Origin of the sequence: Mesoflavibacter profundi (assembly GCF_014764305.1) — a bacterium.
Taxonomy (GTDB): Bacteria; Bacteroidota; Bacteroidia; order Flavobacteriales; family Flavobacteriaceae; genus Mesoflavibacter; species Mesoflavibacter profundi.
Genome location: NZ_CP061703.1, coordinates 2263417 through 2281971, shown reverse-complemented (window position 1 = coordinate 2281971; position 18555 = coordinate 2263417). Strand labels below are relative to the sequence as shown.

The 18555-nt window shown below is 30.4% G+C and carries 17 protein-coding genes; 8 read left to right on the top strand and 9 right to left on the bottom strand.

What is annotated here, in order from left to right; genetic code table 11:
* Window positions 1-4 precede the first annotated feature (4 nt).
* Window positions 5-631, bottom strand: a complete 627-nt coding sequence (locus tag IFB02_RS10275; protein WP_106687283.1) for a LysE family translocator — start codon at window positions 629-631, stop codon at window positions 5-7.
* Window positions 632-1684 carry a quinone-dependent dihydroorotate dehydrogenase gene (locus tag IFB02_RS10270; RefSeq protein ID WP_106687282.1) on the bottom strand — a complete coding sequence of 351 codons (1053 nt, stop codon included), beginning with the start codon at window positions 1682-1684 and terminating at the stop codon, window positions 632-634.
* A 316-nt stretch (window positions 1685-2000) separates the two neighbouring features.
* Here IFB02_RS10270 and pepT point away from each other — a divergent pair, with 316 nt between their 5' ends.
* Together pepT and IFB02_RS10260 are read left to right on the top strand one after the other, a co-directional pair.
* Window positions 2001-3242 carry a peptidase T gene (pepT, locus tag IFB02_RS10265; protein ID WP_191072728.1) on the top strand — a complete coding sequence of 414 codons (1242 nt, stop codon included), beginning with the start codon at window positions 2001-2003 and terminating at the stop codon, window positions 3240-3242.
* A gap of 10 nt (window positions 3243-3252) precedes the next feature.
* Window positions 3253-4083, top strand: coding sequence for a hypothetical protein (locus tag IFB02_RS10260; protein WP_191072727.1), 831 nt, complete (start codon window positions 3253-3255; stop codon window positions 4081-4083).
* A gap of 42 nt (window positions 4084-4125) precedes the next feature.
* On the opposite strand, the gene IFB02_RS10255 is transcribed toward IFB02_RS10260, so the two are convergent.
* Window positions 4126-5058 (bottom strand): peptidylprolyl isomerase, encoded by a 933-nt coding sequence (locus tag IFB02_RS10255; protein WP_106687279.1) that lies wholly within the window; start codon window positions 5056-5058, stop codon window positions 4126-4128.
* 212 nt (window positions 5059-5270) lie between these two features.
* The gene (recQ, locus tag IFB02_RS10250) at window positions 5271-7463 is read right to left on the bottom strand and encodes a DNA helicase RecQ (protein ID WP_106687278.1); all 2193 of its coding nucleotides are present in this window, start codon (window positions 7461-7463) and stop codon (window positions 5271-5273) included.
* Between the two features lie 195 nt (window positions 7464-7658).
* Between recQ and IFB02_RS10245 the strand changes: the two genes are divergently transcribed.
* The 4 genes from IFB02_RS10245 to lptB all read left to right on the top strand — a co-directional run bounded on the left by IFB02_RS10245 (window position 7659) and on the right by lptB (window position 10623).
* Window positions 7659-8624 carry a KpsF/GutQ family sugar-phosphate isomerase gene (locus IFB02_RS10245; RefSeq protein WP_106687277.1) on the top strand — a complete coding sequence of 322 codons (966 nt, stop codon included), beginning with the start codon at window positions 7659-7661 and terminating at the stop codon, window positions 8622-8624.
* Window positions 8624-9460 (top strand): twin-arginine translocase subunit TatC, encoded by an 837-nt coding sequence (gene tatC / locus IFB02_RS10240; RefSeq protein WP_106687276.1) that lies wholly within the window; start codon window positions 8624-8626, stop codon window positions 9458-9460. Before IFB02_RS10245 ends, tatC begins: the two co-directional genes overlap by 1 nt.
* Window positions 9444-9794, top strand: a complete 351-nt coding sequence (locus IFB02_RS10235) for a carboxymuconolactone decarboxylase family protein (protein WP_106687275.1) — start codon at window positions 9444-9446, stop codon at window positions 9792-9794. The genes tatC and IFB02_RS10235 overlap by 17 nt, the downstream gene beginning before the upstream one ends.
* A gap of 88 nt (window positions 9795-9882) precedes the next feature.
* Window positions 9883-10623 (top strand): LPS export ABC transporter ATP-binding protein, encoded by a 741-nt coding sequence (gene lptB, locus IFB02_RS10230; protein ID WP_106687274.1) that lies wholly within the window; start codon window positions 9883-9885, stop codon window positions 10621-10623.
* A gap of 81 nt (window positions 10624-10704) precedes the next feature.
* Here the strand turns inward: lptB and IFB02_RS10225 are convergent, their stop codons facing one another.
* Together IFB02_RS10225 and IFB02_RS10220 are read right to left on the bottom strand one after the other, a co-directional pair.
* The gene (locus IFB02_RS10225) at window positions 10705-11514 is read right to left on the bottom strand and encodes a TerC family protein (RefSeq protein ID WP_106687273.1); all 810 of its coding nucleotides are present in this window, start codon (window positions 11512-11514) and stop codon (window positions 10705-10707) included.
* Between the two features lie 8 nt (window positions 11515-11522).
* Window positions 11523-12272: a CDP-alcohol phosphatidyltransferase family protein gene (locus tag IFB02_RS10220; RefSeq protein ID WP_106687272.1), complete on the bottom strand. Its 750-nt coding sequence runs from the start codon at window positions 12270-12272 to the stop codon at window positions 11523-11525.
* Window positions 12273-12396: 124 nt separating this feature from the next.
* Between IFB02_RS10220 and IFB02_RS10215 the strand changes: the two genes are divergently transcribed.
* Both IFB02_RS10215 and IFB02_RS10210 read left to right on the top strand, forming a co-directional pair.
* A complete protein-coding gene (locus IFB02_RS10215; RefSeq protein ID WP_444704727.1) occupies window positions 12397-13467 on the top strand; it encodes a putative type IX sorting system protein PorV2 in 1071 nt (356 codons plus the stop codon).
* A 6-nt stretch (window positions 13468-13473) separates the two neighbouring features.
* On the top strand, window positions 13474-14631 hold the full coding sequence (locus IFB02_RS10210) for a lipoprotein N-acyltransferase Lnb domain-containing protein (protein ID WP_106687271.1): 1158 nt from the start codon (window positions 13474-13476) through the stop codon (window positions 14629-14631).
* Between the two features lie 129 nt (window positions 14632-14760).
* Here IFB02_RS10210 and IFB02_RS10205 read toward each other — a convergent pair whose 3' ends face one another.
* The 3 genes from IFB02_RS10205 to IFB02_RS10195 form a co-directional block, all read right to left on the bottom strand.
* Complete coding sequence (locus tag IFB02_RS10205) at window positions 14761-16155, bottom strand: sugar transferase (protein ID WP_106687270.1); 1395 nt, start codon at window positions 16153-16155, stop codon at window positions 14761-14763.
* 80 nt (window positions 16156-16235) lie between these two features.
* Window positions 16236-17246 (bottom strand): glycosyltransferase family 4 protein, encoded by a 1011-nt coding sequence (locus IFB02_RS10200; RefSeq protein ID WP_106687269.1) that lies wholly within the window; start codon window positions 17244-17246, stop codon window positions 16236-16238.
* Entirely contained in the window at window positions 17206-18555 is a 1350-nt protein-coding gene (locus IFB02_RS10195; protein WP_106687268.1) for an O-antigen ligase family protein, read from the bottom strand. The genes IFB02_RS10200 and IFB02_RS10195 overlap by 41 nt, the downstream gene beginning before the upstream one ends.

The following is an 18555-nucleotide window of genomic DNA, read 5'->3' as shown; positions in this document are numbered from 1 at the left end:
GGCTTTATTTCTTCTGAAAAAAGATGAATACAGCAATTCCTACAAACACAACTATTTGCAACCATTTTAGTACTAATCCAGTGTTTTTATTCTGTTTTAAATACTCCGAAATAAATCCTGAAAGCACTGCTATTGCAGAAAATATAATTAAAGAAGTGAGCATAAACAGTAATCCCAATACATAAAATTGAGTTACTGTTGATAAGGTTTCTGAAAATAAAAACCCAGGAAAAAATGCCAAAAAGAAAATAGACACTTTTGGGTTTAACACATTCATTATTACACCTTGTTTAAATAGTTGCCACAAACTTTTTTTTGGTGTGTTTTCGGTGGTTAAAGCAACTTCAGTATCACTTTGATACACTTTATAAGCCAAATACAATAAGTAAACAGCACCTAAAATTTTAAGTATAAGAAAAAGTGTATCGTTATTTTTAATAATAGCAGATACACCAAAAGCAACCAATGTTGTGTGTACCAAACAACCAGAAATTAAACCTGCAACTGTTGCTAAACCATAATTACGACCATTAGTTATGCTTTGCATTAACACATAAATATTATCTGGTCCAGGCGATATGGCTAAAGCCGAAGTCGCTACAATAAACCCTAATAAGGTTTCAACAGTCATTTAATTTTGGTTTAAAATAGCTTGATTAATCTGCTTGATTAATCCTGGTCCTTCATAAATAAAACCAGTATAAATCTGAACTAAATCTGCTCCTGCTTCTAGTTTTTCTAAAGCATCTTCTGCACTGTGGATTCCTCCAACACCAATAATCGGGAATGCTTTATTACTTTTTTCTGCTAGGTATTTAATCACTTTTGTCGATTTCTCTTTTATAGGTTGACCACTTAAACCTCCATTTCCGATAGCTTCCAAACGTTCTTTTGGCGTTTTTAATCCTGTGCGATCTACAGATGTGTTGGTTGCAATTACTCCATCTAGTTTTGTTTCTTTTATGATTTCTATGATTTCATCTAACTGAATGGTATTTAAATCTGGAGCAATCTTAAGTAAAATTGGTTTTTTAGGTCTCGACTGCGCTCGACCTGACAATTCTTCGTTAGCTTTTTGCACTTCGCTAATCAGCTCTAACAAATAATCTTTATCGGTTAACTTAGCGTGACTTCCAACGTTTGGACAACTTACATTAAGCACAAAATAATCAACATACGGATGTAAACCTTTAAAACATTCTAGATAATCTCTAGTGTAATCTTCTGGTGCTGTATCTGTGTTTTTTCCAATATTTCCACCTATAATTAACTTTCCTTTATTTCGTTTTAATTGTGTAATTGCTGCTTCTAACCCTTCGTTATTAAAACCCATACGGTTTATAATTCCTTGGTCGTCTTTTAATCTAAACAAACGTTTTTTTGGATTTCCAGCTTGTCCTTTTGGCGTTACGGTTCCTATTTCTATAAATCCAAAACCAAAGTTGGCTAATTCATTATACAGCACTGCATTTTTATCAAAACCTGCTGCTAGTCCTACTGGATTTTTAAAGGTTAATCCAAAAAGATGACGTTGTAGTTGTTTGTCTTCTACAACATATAAACGTCTAAACACCGAAGTCATTCCTGGTATTTTAGAGGTTAATTTAACAAGCTTAAATGTAAAATGATGAATTTTTTCAGGATCGAAACTAAAAAAAAGCGGTCTTAGAAGGGATTTGTACATCGTGTAATGTTTGCACAAAAGTAGTGTGAAAAAATGTGATTTACAATTTATGTTGAAGCTCTTAATTGTTTTTAATAAAATTCGTCAGTTTGAGTGAATTTTTATGATTAAAATGAATAAAAATTTGTATCGAACACAAGAATTTTTAATGTATTATTAGTTCTCGATAAAATTTTTTCGCTCAACTTCGACTACGCTCAGTTGCCACTCAAAAATCACTCGAACTGACGTTTATTTAATTTTACCAATAAATGTACTATTGAAAATCTTGAATAATTGTACTTTTATACTTTCAAATAAAATAAACACTCAAAATATGATTTCAAAAGAAGACATCATCAAAAGATTTGTTAGCTACGTAACTGTAGATACTGAATCTGATCCAAATAGCGACACAACACCAAGTACCAAAAAACAATGGGATCTTGCCAATGCATTAGTGCAAGAATTACAAAATATAGGAATGCAAGATGTAAGTATTGATCAAAACGCTTATATCATGGCGACATTACCAAGTAATGTGGATCATGACGTGCCAACTATTGGATTTATCTCGCATTTTGATACATCTCCAGATTTTACTGGCGCTAATGTTAATCCGCAAATTGTAGAGCGTTATGATGGTAAAGACATTGTTTTAAATGAAGCTGAAAACATTGTTTTATCTCCGGATTATTTTGAAGATTTATTACTTTACAAAGGTCAGACCTTAATCACAACCGATGGGACAACGCTTTTAGGTGCTGATGATAAAGCTGGTATTTGCGAAATTATTTCTGCTATGGAATACCTGATTAAAAATCCACAAATCAAACACGGAACCATTAAAGTTGGATTTACTCCTGATGAAGAAATTGGTCGTGGCGCACATAAATTTGATGTTGAAAAATTTGGTGCAGATTGGGCTTACACCATGGATGGAAGTCAAATTGGTGAGTTAGAATACGAAAATTTTAACGCTGCTGGCGCTGTAGTTAAAGTGAAAGGAAAAATTGTACATCCTGGTTATGCTAAAGGAAAAATGGTGAACTCTATGTACATTGCTACCGAGTTTATCAACTCGTTACCAAGACTAGAAACACCTGAACATACTGAAGGTTATCAAGGATTTTTTCATTTATATTCTGTAAAAGGTGAAGTTGAAGAAACCGTACTAGAATATATTATTCGTGATCACGACAAAGAGCATTTTGAAGCTAGAAAAGAAGTGATGCAAAACTTAACCGACGAGCTTAACCAGCAATACGAACGAGAAGTGGTAACCATTGAAATTAAGGATCAATACTTCAATATGAAAGAAAAGGTAGAACCTGTAATGCATATTGTAGATATTGCTGAAGAAGCGATGAAACAATTAGATATTAAACCGTTAATAAAAGCAATTCGTGGTGGAACAGATGGATCACAATTAAGTTATATGGGCTTACCGTGTCCTAATATTTTTGCTGGCGGACATAATTTTCATGGACGTTATGAGTATGTTCCTGTAGAAAGTATGATAAAAGCAACAGAAGTAATTTGCAAAATCGCTGAGTTGACTGCTGAAAAGTATAAGTAATACAGATACAATGTCTAAAACACTTTTTATAATCTTTTCGTTTTGGTTTATACTTCCTTTGTTTTCTCAATCTAAGGATGATAACTTCTTTTCTCATAAAAATGATAAAGAGATTATTGAAAGTGTTTTAGATAGTTTAAAAAATCCCAAATCTCTTGAAAGTTTATTCTTAAAAAGTAATAATGGGAATTATAAATCTTTAGGTTTTAATTATAAGATATATTCTTCTATCATCTATAGAAAAAAACTTGTTATAACATGTGATTTTCTTTATTTAAAAGATTCTTTAATTAGTTACGTTTTAAAACCAAAATTACCAAATAGTAAAAGGCTTCAAAAAAAACACTTAAAGTTTTACAATAACACTTTTGAAGTTACAGAAGATAACACAATAAAACCTCTATTTTATAATTATGAAACGTTTTACAAGCCTTTAAAATATTATAAAGGAAAACGTATTTCTAACCCTGAAATAGACCATTTTATGTCTACAGAATCAGGTTTGTATTATGGAGAAGTTGTTGGTATTTATGCTGTTCCATTAGAAAACTGGAAATTATTACTCGATTTAGAAGACCAATTAACTAGTGATGTTATCCTTCAACTTTTATATAGTAAAAACCCTGTTAGTAGACTTAATACCATTAAATATTATTATTTAAATTCGGAAAAATTTGCAGATAAAAGAGACGAAATTGAAAATACAATAAACTGGACTAGTCTTAGAGGAGATACATTAATTAATTCTGTTTATGGTTGTTTTTCAAAGCATTCATATTTAAGAATTATAGCCAAACAGTTAGAAGAAAATTACATAAAACAAAAAACCTCACAAGACTAATCCTGTGAGGTTTTATTTTATTTTGAGTTTGTAAGCTAAAGTTTATTTAACATTTACTAATTCTACATCAAAAATAAGAGTCGCATTTGGAGGAATAACGCCACCAGCACCTTGCGCACCATAAGCTAAATCACTTGGTATTACAAAACGTGCTTTATCACCAACGTTTAATAATAAAATACCTTCGTCCCAACCTGGAATAACTTGTCCTACTCCAACTTGAAAGTCTATTGGTTGGTTACGCTTGTAAGAACTATCAAATACAGTTCCGTCTGCTAATTGTCCTTTATAATGTACAGAAACTTGATTACCCTTTTCAGCTTTTTTACCACTTCCTTTTTGTATGATTTGGTAACGTAAACCGCTTTTAGTTTCTTCAAAACCTGCTGCTAATTTATCTAACTCAGCACGCTTTGCTTCACGTTCTTCAGCAATACGTTTTTCTCTAGCGCCTTCAAATACTCTAAAAGCTTCAATAGCGTTAAAGTTTTTTGCTGCTTCACCTTCTCTTACAATTTCTAAAGATTCAATAACATCTCCTTGTTGGATAGCATCTACTACATCTTGTCCTTCTACAACTTTTCCAAATACGGTATGCTTACCATCTAACCAATCTGTAGCAACGTGAGTGATAAAAAACTGACTACCATTTGTTCCTGGTCCTGCGTTAGCCATACTTAAAACTCCTGGTCCATCGTGTTTTAAATCTGGGTGAATTTCGTCATCAAATTTATAACCTGGATTTCCTGTACCTGTTCCTTGAGGACAACCACCTTGAATCATAAAATCACTAATTACTCTGTGAAATTTTAATCCATCGTAATAAGGTGTTCCTTGAGGTTTTGCAGAGTTTTCCATATTACCTTCTGCTAAAGCTACAAAGTTACCTACTGTTCCTGGTGTTTTTTCAAATTCTAAATTAACAAGAATTGCTCCTTTTGAAGTATTAAATTTTGCGTATAAACCGTCTTGCATTGTCGTATTTTTTTAATGAATTGCAAAGATACGTAATGATTTAAGATTTACTAATTTGGAATTACTTTTTTAAAATGAATTTATACTTTCTATTAAAACACAAATTTCACGAATTGACACTAATATTATTGAAAAATAAAATTAATAACACCAACTGCTAACTGCTAACTGCTAACTGCTAACTGCTAACTGCTAACTGCTAACTAAAAAAACTAATTAGCGACTTCACTAATAAATTTAATTCGGTATAAACGCAATTCTTCATCATCGTAATCACCATCAAATTCATCTAAAGCCACATCTATCTTATCGGTTTCAGTATCCATAAAATAATCGTGTAGTTCTTCTTGCTGGTCTTCATCTAAAATTTCATCTATCCAATAATCGATATTTAATTTGGTTCCAGAATAGACTATAGCTTCCATTTCTTTTATAAATGCTGGCATTTCCATGCCTTTTGCAGACGCTATATCTGTTAATGGTAACTTTCTATCTACATTTTGAATAATGTATAATTTTATTCCAGAATTGCTTCCTGTAGACTTTACAACCATATCGTCTGGTCTTACAATATCATTATCTTCTACATATTTAGCGATAAGTTTGACAAAATCTTTACCGTATTTTTTTGCTTTACCTTCGCCAACACCATGCACGTTAGATAGTTCTTCTACAGATATAGGATATTTTAAAGCCATATCTTCTAAAGAAGGATCTTGGAAAATCACAAATGGTGGAACTCCTAATTTTTTAGCATTAGACTTACGTAAGTCTTTAAGCATTTTCATTAATTGTTCATCTACAACTGCGCCGCCACCTTTTGTTGCAGTAATTATATCTGCATCTGGATCTTGGCTAAAGTCATGATCTTTTGTCATCATGAAAGATGTTGGTTGATCTAAAAACGCTTCACCAGCTGGTGTTAATTTAATTACACCGTAAGTTTCTATATCTTTTTTTAATAATCCAGCGACTAGCATTTGTCTTGTTAATGCCATCCAGAAACTTTTTTCTTTGTTTTTTCCTACTCCAAAGAATGGTTGTTCGTCTGTTTTATGAGAATTTATTAACGCGTTAGATTTACCTACGATTACATTTACTAGTTCTTTAGACTTGTATTTTGCATTGGTTTTTTTAACAATGTCTAGTATTGTAGTTACTTCTTTAGAAGCTTCTTCTTTTTCTTTTGGATGACGCATATTATCATCCATATCGCCACCTTCGCCAGTTTGGTTATCAAAGTCTTCACCAAAATAATGAAGTATAAATTTACGTCTAGAAATAGAAGTTTCTGCAAATGCAACAACTTCTTGTAATAAAGCGTGACCAATTTCTTGTTCTGCAACTGGTTTACCAGACATAAATTTTTCTAACTTTTCTATGTCTTTGTAAGAATAGTAAGCTAAACAATGTCCTTCGCCTCCATCACGACCTGCACGACCAGTTTCTTGATAGTAACTTTCTATACTTTTTGGTATATCATGATGTATTACAAAACGTACGTCTGGTTTGTCAATACCCATTCCAAATGCGATGGTTGCTACAACTACATCTATGTCTTCCATTAAAAACATATCTTGATGTGATGCTCTTTTTTTAGCATCTAACCCAGCATGATATGGCACAGCTTTTATACCATTAACTTGTAATACTTGTGCTAACTCTTCTACTCTTTTACGACTTAAACAATAAACAATTCCAGACTTACCATCGTTTTGTTTTATAAAACGAATTATATCTGAGTCTACATTTTTTGTTTTTGGTCTTATTTCATAATACAAGTTTGGTCTATTAAACGAGGCCTTAAAGGTATTAGCATCTGTCATTCCTAAGTTTTTAAGAATATCTTCTTGTACTTTAGGAGTTGCTGTAGCTGTTAAACCTATTATTGGAATATTTTCTCCAATTCGTTTTATTATGTTTCTTAAATTACGGTATTCTGGTCTAAAATCGTGTCCCCATTCACTAATACAATGGGCTTCATCTACCGCCATAAATGATATTTTTACCGAACGTAAAAATTCGACATATTCATCTTTTGTTAACGATTCTGGAGCTACATAAAGCAGCTTAGTAACACCATTTTTTATATCTGACTTTACTTGTTTTACTTCTGTTTTATTTAAAGAAGAATTTAAGACATGAGCAATACCGTTTTCGTTAGAGACACCTCTTATAGCATCTACTTGGTTTTTCATTAAAGCTATTAAAGGTGATACCACAATAGCTGTTCCTTCTTGCATTAAAGCTGGTAATTGGTAACATAAACTTTTACCGCCACCAGTAGGCATAATAACAAAGGTGTTATTTTGATCTAAAATACTTTTTATTACTTGTTCTTGTAAGCCTTTAAACTCACTAAATCCAAAATATTTTTTTAATGCTGCATGCAAATCACTTTTCACTATACGAACAATTAGAATTATTTAAATTAATTACATTTACACAAAACAACAACAAACATAAAAAGGAGAAATATTTACATTTCTCTCTTGAAAATTTAGTTAAATTTGCTGCTGTAAAAAAGCTCTATAATTCATAGAACTTTTCATATAAAATTAAAGATAATAAAATCTTTACAAACCAAAAAAATAAATACTTTGAAAAATAATAACGCCATTATAAATAGCGCTAAAGAAACCATAAAACTAGAAGGTGAAGCTATCTTAAACCTTGCTAATTTTATAAACGAAGATTTTGTAAACGCTACCAATTTAATTTATAACTCTAATGGTCGTGTTATTATTACAGGTATTGGTAAAAGCGCAATCATAGCAACAAAAATTGTGGCTACATTAAACTCTACTGGTACGCCAGCTGTATTTATGCATGCTGCAGATGCAATTCATGGCGATTTAGGTTTAATCCTAGAAGACGATGTTGTAATTTGTATTTCTAAAAGCGGAAATACACCCGAAATTAAAGTCTTAGTTCCTTTAATTAAAAATGCTAACAACAAAATGATTGCCATTACTGGTAATAAATCATCTTTTTTAGGGCAACAAGCAGATTATGTTTTAAATACTTTTGTTGAAAAAGAAGCTTGTCCTAACAACCTTGCTCCAACAACCAGCACAACAGCACAATTAGTTTTAGGCGATGCTCTGGCTGTAAGCTTATTAGAATTACGCGGATTTACAAGTCGTGACTTTGCTAAATATCATCCTGGTGGCGCTTTAGGTAAAAAATTATATTTAAGAGTTTTAGATATTTCTTCTGTAAACAAAAAACCAGCGGTTACTTTAGATACAAGCATTAAAGATGTAATTATTGAAATTTCTGAAAACATGCTTGGTGTTACAGCTGTTGTTCAAAATCAAAAAATTGTAGGTATTATTACAGACGGTGATTTAAGACGTATGCTTGCTAAAGTAGACGATTTTTCTTCATTAACTGCAAAAGATATTATGAGTAGCAATCCTAAACGTATAGAAGAAGATGCTATGGCTATAGATGCTATGGAAATATTAGAAGAAAATGGTATTTCACAATTATTAGTAGAAAAGGAAGGAAATTATGCAGGTGTTGTTCATTTACATGATTTAATTAAAGAAGGCATAATATAATGGCAAATAAACAAGTAGACGAAATGTCTTTTTTAGACCATCTTGAGGATTTAAGATGGCATTTAATTCGTATTGTTGCTGCAATAATTATTTGTGGTACTGTAGCATTTATTTTTAAAGGTTTTATTTTTGACCATATAATTTTTGCTCCAAAAAAAATGGATTTTCCAACCTATCAATGGTTATGTAAATTATCCATGTTTGTAGGTGTAGAGAATTCTTCTTTTTGTGGAGAAGAGTTTCCTTTTATTATTCAAAGTAGAACTATGGCAGGACAGTTCTCTGCTCACATATGGACTTCTATTTATGCTGGATTTATTATTGCGTTTCCTTACGTGATCTATCAACTTTGGAAATTTATAAGTCCTGGTTTAAATGATAACGAACGTAAAACATCTAGAGGATTTATAGTCATTACATCTTTACTTTTCTTTTTAGGTGTATTATTTGGCTACTACATCATAACACCATTATCTATTAACTTTTTAGGAACTTACACCGTAAGTGATCAAGTCTCTAACGAGTTTGATATTTCATCCTACATAAGCCTTGTAAGAGCATCTGTTATAGCTGCTGGAATAATTTTTGAACTTCCTATTCTAATTTACTTTCTTACTAAATTAGGCTTAGTTACACCAGAAATTTTACGTAAATACCGAAAATTTGCTTTAGTAATTGTACTAATTCTTGCTGCAGTAATAACTCCACCAGATGTTGCCAGTCAAATAATAGTAGCAATTCCTGTTATCATATTATACGAGATAAGTATATACATCTCTAAATTTGTAGTGAAAAAAGAAGAAAAAAATACCAGTAAACATGTCAGACCTAGTTAAAGACTTTAACGATTATAGAGCTAAGATGAACGATAAAATTCTTAGCGATAACAACAAAATAATTAAACGCATATTCAATTTAGACACTAACGCTTTTACAGCTGGTGCTTTAGATGTTAAGACTAAAGAACTTTTAGGATTAGTAGCATCTACCGTTTTAAGATGTGATGATTGCGTAAAATATCACTTAGAATCTTGTTACAAAGAAGGCTTATCTAAAGAAGAAGTAATGGAAACCTTAAGTATTGCAACATTAATTGGCGGTACAATTGTAATTCCGCACTTGCGTCGTGCTTACGAATATTGGGAAGCTTTAGAACAACAAGAAAACTAAACCATTAAGGTTAAACTTAATATAAAATAAATTATACGTTTTAATAGTTATTGTTAAATGACTATTTTTAGCAAAATTAAATCTATAAATGAAGCTTAAAGCAGAACATTTAATGAAGTCCTACAACGGACGAAAAGTTGTAAAAGACGTATCATTAGAAGTAAATCAAGGCGAAATTGTTGGTCTTCTTGGTCCTAATGGTGCGGGAAAAACAACGTCGTTTTACATGATTGTTGGACTTATCAAACCAAATGGTGGTAATATCTATTTAGATAACACAAATATTACCAACTATCCAATGTATAAGCGTGCTCAAAACGGTATTGGATATCTAGCGCAAGAAGCTTCTGTTTTTAGAAAATTAAGTATTGAAGAAAATATACTAAGCGTATTACAACTAACCAAACTAAGTAAAAAAGAACAATTAATGCGTATGGAAGCTTTAATTGAAGAATTTAGTTTAGGACATATACGTAAAAACCGTGGAGATTTACTTTCTGGTGGAGAACGACGTCGAACAGAAATTGCTAGAGCTTTAGCCACAAATCCTAGCTTTATCCTATTAGACGAACCTTTTGCTGGTGTAGATCCTGTTGCTGTAGAAGACATACAACGTATAGTTGCGCAGCTAACAGAAAAAAACATTGGAATCTTAATCACAGACCATAATGTACAAGAAACGTTAGCGATTACAGACCGTACATATTTAATGTTTGAAGGTAGTATTCTTAAAGCTGGAGAACCAGAAGAATTAGCTAATGACGAAATGGTAAGAAAGGTATACTTAGGTCAAAACTTCGAGTTACGTAAAAAGAAAATTAGGACGTAATTGTTACAAACCTAAAGAAATTAAAAAAGCTCAAAATTTAAAATTTTGAGCTTTTTTCACTTATAAATGTAACTTAATAATTTACTTTTTATTAGAAGCTGCTTGCTCCGCAAGAATCTTTTTTTGATATCTACCTTGTACCACATCTACAATAACCAACACAGCTATTACAAAATAAAATGTAGTTTTACTCATTGGCTCAATAGGATTGCCAAATAATTTAATATGTGCAAGATGTCCGCCTTCTGTAACTAGCATTATACCAACAATAAATAAAATAAAAAGACCTAACACTTCATACATTCTATTTTTAGCTAAAAATAGAGAAATCCTATCGGCTAAAAACAACATTAATAAACCACTTAATACAATTGCGATAGCCATAATGATAAATGCTGTCGTACTATTGTCTATATCACTTGTTAACCCTATTGCTGCTAAAATAGAATCAAATGAAAATACTAAATTCATTATAACAATACTTGTTATCACTGCACTAGAAGACTTTACTCTTTTCTCTTTATCTTCTACATCTACTTCCAAATCATGAGCACCAATCATATGCCAGATTTCTTTAATAGCAGTGTAAATAATAAATCCGCCACCTGCAAGAACAATAAGACTATGTCCATTAAACTCAAAACTTGCTGCGTCACCTATTTTTCCTGTTAAAAACGCAACAGGTTCTTGAAATAAATCAATAATAGAAACCAAAACAAATAGTAAAACTATCCTTAAACCTATTGCAATTAAAATTCCTGTTTTTCTTACTTTTTTCTGGTCTTCAGCTTTGGCTTTTTTAGATTCTAAAGAGATGTATAATAGGTTATCAAAACCAAGTACTGCTTGCAACATAACAAGCATTAATAGTGTAAAAATGTTTTCTAACATGGATTAATTTATTTGATAGTATTAAATAATGATAAAAGGATATATAATAAAATTACTAATGGTATAGCTGCAAATTGTAATACAAAAAGTAATACCACTGCTAAAATTAAAAATATGTAACGTACAGCATTAGGTTTAAATGCATACGTTTTAAATTTTAGGGCAAATAATTTTACTGGACTGTTTAATAAATAAGTACTAATTAAAGTGATTATAATTAAAAATATAGGATTTAATATTGTAGCGTTTGTAATGTCGTTATTTTGAAACTCTAAAATTAATGGCAAAGACAATATTAACAATGCATTTGCAGGAGTTGGCAATCCTTTAAAATACGTTTGCTGGTCTTCGTCTAAATTAAATCTAGCTAACCTGTAAGCAGATGATAATGTAATTAACAACCCTAAAAATGGTACTGGATTAAATTTTACTCCAGACCAAAACATATGATCAGACCAAGAAGCATTTAAATTTATACCTTGACTATTTGTAGCTAATTCTAATAATTTATACATTATCAAGCCTGGTACTAAACCACTAGTTACCATATCTGCCAGACTATCTAACTGTATTCCTAATTCACTTTGCACATTTAATTTACGTGCTAATAGTCCATCAAAAAAATCAAAAAATATACCTAAAAACACAAATACACCAGCTAGTACAAATTGATTATTTACGACTAGTATGATGGCTATACTTCCACAAAATAGATTAAGTAATGTGACAAAATTTGGTATAAAAGCTTTTATTTTCATCCAGTTAGTTTTTTGGTAAAAATAGTAAACAATTTTAGTCTATCACTATTCTAAAACAATATACTATTAAAATTGAAGTTTATTATATTGAAAAAATGTAGCATCTTTGTAAAAAAAATTGAAATTGAAACAATTACTATTTAGCATAATAGCATTAATAGCAACGCAATTATCTGGGCAAACTACAAGAAAATATTCTAACGAGTTTATGAATATTGGTGTAGATGCAGCTGCTTTAGGCCAAAGTAGTGCTATTGTAGCAAGATCTAACGATGTAAATTCTGGCTATTGGAATCCTGCAGGACTTATTAACCTTGAAGACAACCAATTAGCACTTATGCATTCTAGCTATTTTGCAAACATTGCTAATTACGATTACGCTGCTTTTGCTATGCCTTTAGACGATAATAGTGCTTTTGGAGTTTCATTAATTAGATTTGCAGTAGATGATATATTAGATACTACACAATTGATTGACGACCAAGGTAATGTTAATTACGACAGAATTAGTCTTTTTTCTACAGCAGATTACGGTTTGACAGTTTCTTATTCTAGAAACTTACCAATTCAAGGGTTAAGTTATGGTGTTAATGCTAAAATAATACGTCGTATTATTGGTGATTTTGCCAAAAGTTGGGGCGTAGGATTAGATGCAGCAATCCAATTTGAAACCAATAATAACTGGAAATTTGGTGTTATGGCAAGAGACATAACTACCACTTTTAACGCTTGGACAATTAATGAAGAAGAATTTGCTAAAGTGCAAAATGCAGTTGAAGGTCAAAACCAAGAATTACCAGAAACTTCCGAAATTACAATTCCTAAACTACAATTAGGAGTATCTAAATTTTATAGATTTAATTACGATTACACACTAGAAGCTGAAATTGATTTAAATGTAAGATTTGAACAAAATAACGATTTAATCTCTACTTCTTTCGCTAGTATTAATCCTGCTTTTGGATTTGAATTTGGATATATTGATATGATTTATCTTCGTGGTGGAATGGGAAATTTTCAAAATGAATTACAGATAGATAATTCAGAACAACTTACATTTCAACCAACCTTTGGTGTTGGTTTTAAGTATAAAGGTATAGAAGTAGACTATGCGTTTACAGATATTGGCGATCAAAGTGTAGCTTTATACTCTAATGTTTTTTCTTTAAAACTTGACTTTAGCATTTTTAGATAATCCTCGATGTACAAAAAACTATATTTATTATTTATCCTACTAGGTTTAAACACCTTAGCTTTAGGGCAAAAATCTATACCTAGTAACGCACAAATTAGTGTTTTAACTATTGGTCCTGGTGACAACTTAAATGATGCTTTTGGACATAACGGAATAAGAATAAAAACTACGTACAGTGACATAGTTTACGATTTTGGTCGCTATAATTTTGAAGACCCTAATTTCTATTTAAATTTTGCAAAAGGTAAACTTAATTACTTACAAGGTAAAGCATACACTAATAATGTATTAGATTTTTACAAGTCTGAAAACCGTAGTATTAAAGAGCAAATTTTAAATTTAGATGCTAAACAAAAAAAGACTTTACATGCCTTTTTAGAAGCAAATTATGCTAAAAATAAAGGTGCATATCTATACGATTTTTTTTATGACAACTGCGCAACTAAAATTAGAGATGTAGTTGAGTTAGCGTCTTCAAACACAATCAAATACGATTTACCTACAGATTATAAATCCCAAACGTTTAGAGATTTAATTCAAAATAATTTAAACAGAAATACTTGGGGAAGTTTAGGTATAGATATCGCTTTAGGCGCTGTAATAGATAGAGAAGCTACGCCAAGAGAACACTTATTTTTACCGGAAAATATTTATAAGTTTTTTGAAAAGGCATCTATAAATAACCAATCTTTAGTTTCTGAAAGTAAAACTTTAAACCAAGTAAATAAATCTAAGATTTCAGGTGTTTTCATATTCAGTCCTTTAGTAATCTTAACGCTATTAGCCTCTTTTATTGGTTTTATAACGTATAAAGATTTTAAAAATAATAAAAGATCTAAATGGTTAGATGTTTCTATTCACGTTATTTTAGGTAGTATTGGCTTGCTTTTATGCTTATTATGGTTTGCTACAGATCATTCTGCTACAGCTAATAATTATAATTTATTATGGGCTTTCCCTATAAGTTTAATAGCTGTTATAGAAGCAAATAAAAACACACCTAAAAAATGGTTTATTGCTTATTTAAAATTTTGTTTATTAATGCTTTGCTTACTAACAATACATTGGTTAACCGGTGTACAAAAGTTTGCGCCTGTATTAATTCCTATTTTAATCGCACTGTTTGTTCGCTATATTTATATTTTGAAGTTTTTAAAGAAGTAGTTCTCAAAACATTTTACTCTTTCCAATTAAAAAATTGAACTAACAACAACTTTTAGACTTTAAGCTTTTGAACATTGAATGCTGAACCTTAAACTTTAAACTTTGAACTTTGAACTTTGAACTTTGAACCTACTGTCCTCTAAAGAATATTACAGTACTTAGTGTTTTAATAATAATATTTACATCTAACATAAAGCTTCTATGTTTAATGTAAAATAAATCATACTGAAGTTTTAGTAAACTATCATCTACACTAGAACCGTATCTAGCTTTTACTTGTGCCCAACCTGTTAATCCAGGCTTTACGATATGTCGTGTTTCATAAAACGGTATAACTTGAGATAATTCTTTTACAAAAACTGGTCGTTCTGGCCTAGGACCAATTAAACTCATATCGCCTTTAAGTATGTTTATAAATTGCGGAAACTCATCCAATCTAGATGTTCTTAAAAAACGTCCAAAAGGTGTTACTCTACTATCATTTTTTGTTGCCCAAACTGCGCCATCAGTTTCGGCATTTTTTACCATACTTCTGTATTTATAAATCTTAAAAGGCTTTCCGTTTTTTCCAATTCGTTCTTGTGTGTAAAATAATGCGCCTCTATTACCTACAAGATTTCCTAATAAAACTAATGGTAAAAAAATAAGACCTAAAACAAGACCAAAAAGCGATAAGGCAATATCTACTAATCGTCTATAAGTTAGATATAGTTTGTTTTTATTATTTCTACTAAAAGGGAAATATTTATAAAAGTCTTTACCTACAAATTGAACTGGTACTCTATAAGTCATCTCTTCATAAACTTGCGTGTATTCTTTTATAGGAAATCCAGATTCTAGTAGACTTATTAATTTGGAATAAATTGAAGATGTAATATTTTCAGAATTATAACTTGCTATTACAATTTCTGAAATTCCTTCATTCTCAATAACTAATTCAATTTCAGAAGGCATAAATTCTTTTATACCTTTATATTTAATTGTGTCTTTTTGCTCTGCTTCGCAATTAACAAAACCAACTATAATATAATTTGGATCTGCATCTTTAAAAGCTTCGACTATACTTTTAATATTAGATGTTTCTCCAATTATTAATACTTTTTTATAAAATCTTGGAGACGATATAAATGTAATATAAGCCCAACGCCAAACAAATAATCCAAATAAAATTGCTAAGTAAAAGTATACAATTTGTAGCCTGTTTTCTGGTAAAGAAGGTGTATAAAACGGTGTTAACAGATAAAATAATACCGTAACAGATGTTGTTAAAATTATGGTGCTTACTACCGTTTCTAGCCGACTTGATTTTTGTAAATCATACAACTCTAACACAGTTCCAAAAATTGAAATATATAATGCTAAGACAAATATCCAAGCCCAATGCTGAGTAGAAACATTAAAATAATCAAAATGAAATACGGAATTTACTAAATATAGTGAAGCTCCAATAGAAAGTAGATCGAAAATACGTAATAGTATTTTACGTTCTGAAATCTCAAAGTGAATGCCACTAGACTTACTCATTTACACATACATTGGAAGAATAAGCCCAAAGATAAAAACTAATTAAATTTATACAAGTATTACTACAATTTAACTAACATTTAATTTAATAAGTCCATCCATTGCTTTTTAACCGTTTCCCATCCAAACGATTCGGCTTTTTTACGTGCGTTTAAGGTAAGATTGTCAATTAAAGCTTGGTTTTCTTTTAAATTAATAATTGCATTTACAAATGGCTCTACAGTTTTTTCTTGAACTAATAAACCATCTGTATTGTTGTCTATTAAGTAAGGTAATCCTCCAACATTTGTACTAACTACAGGTAATCCTAATGCCATAGCTTCTATAACACTTACAGGCATATTATCAAAATTTGTAGTGTTTATAAAGACATTATAATCTTTAGATAACGCTATCCAATCCTTTTTACTTAATCCACCAGTAAATGTTACCTCAACACCAATTTTATTAGCATAAAGTTTGGTGTCTTCTAAACTTCCATCCTTTTCTGGTCCTACCATACACAAACTGGCAATAATTCCTTTTAATTTTAAAGCTTTTAAAACATCTACAGCTAATTTAGGATTATAAATACTAGCAAAAGATCTAACCCAAAGTAGATGTATTGAAGAGATTGGACTTCGGTTTTTAAATTTATATAGATGAAGATCTATACTATTTGGAATAACCATACAATCCAACTGTTTTAATTTAAAATGATGTTGAATATATTTTGAAGGCGAAACATTTTTATAAGCATTTTTAAAGATTAGTGCACTTAGTTTAGGATTATTTTGTAGTCGGTTTGGTAAATTACCGCCATGTAATATTGGAATATATTTTAAACCTAAAATCCTGCATAACTTGCTTACCGCAAAAGCATAATAAAAGTTTAAAGTACTATAAGTATCTATCAAAATATAATCTGCTTGCTTACGATGTTTATAAACAGTCCAAAGCATATCAAAAAGTCTAAGTACTATATTTTTTTTTGTCGAAGCGTAACTTAATTGAAACCCTAAAGTTTCCAATTGCTTGCCCAAAGTATCTATAGTAGTTACGGTATTCCCTTTACTTTGTAATTTGTTCCCTATGTAAACTAGGTATTTCATTTTTAATATGAATTAAACTTAATGCATAAATAAACGCAGGTGCAGCAATACGCATAGACGAGTGGTTTATGGTAAGAAACCAAAATAAATAAAAAGAGAAAAACAACACATTGCTCCTATCTTTGAGTCTGAATAATAAAGGCGTTAATAAGAGGATCAAAAACGCAAAAATACCTAATAGTCCATGTTCGGCTATAATTCTACTCATTTCGTTGTGCGTTGCAGCATGTATACCAGTAGTTTGAAATCTTAAATCCTTGACTCGTCCTACTCCTATTCCTAAAAACGGATTGTTTAGAAAATAATTAAATTCTTCTACAAATAAATCTGTTCTTCCAGTAGAAATATCTTCTTTCTCTAAACCAATAGCATTTTGGTTAGCATAACGCTTTTCAATCATTCCGTTGGTTTGCAAAGCAGACAATATCCATGTTATAGATCCTACCATAAAAAATAAGATCATTGATATTTTTATTTGTTTCTTTTTTGTTTGTTCAGATTGTTTGTAAACAAAAAATAAAAAAACACCTATCATAATTATCGCAGTAAATACGCCACCACGACTAAAGGTTACAATTGCTCTAAAAGCAATTAATAATATAAATCCTAAATCTACTAATCGTAATATCTTGGTTTTACTAAAATAAAAATATCTAACAGTCATTAAGAAAAACCCTAAACCTAAAATTGTAGATACTTGATTAGGCCCAAATCCTCCTGAAGCTGCAAAGTTAGAACCAGTTCCAGTGGACACACTTGATACATCCGGATTATATATAAATATATAGATTGCAAGACTAACAATTGGATATATCATATTATTAATAATAGATAACAATTGTTCTTTATTCACTTTTATATTGTAAGCAAATAAAGCAATTATACCTAAAGTCACTGGACCACTTAAATTAAATGCAATAGCTTTTCTAATATTAACACTAACATCTAAAGAATAGAGTGATATATATACACTTGGAATTAATAATATTATATAAAAAATATATGGTGCAGCTTTTTTATTAAAACCGTTATAGATTAATCCTAGAACTGAAAGCAGGATGAGTAAATATTTACTAGATTCATAAAACAAACCACTACCTGTCATTCTTAGAATTATTTCTGAAGAAATAACATAACCACAAGCCTGAAATATAATTATTGGCTTAATACTTGGTTTTGCAGAGATAATCTTAAAAAAAAAGTAAACTATTATACCATAAAAATACAGTTCTCCTAATATTTTAAATTGAAATATTAAAAGTCCTATAAGAACATGTAAGCCAATTATTTTTAAATAATTTTTATCCAT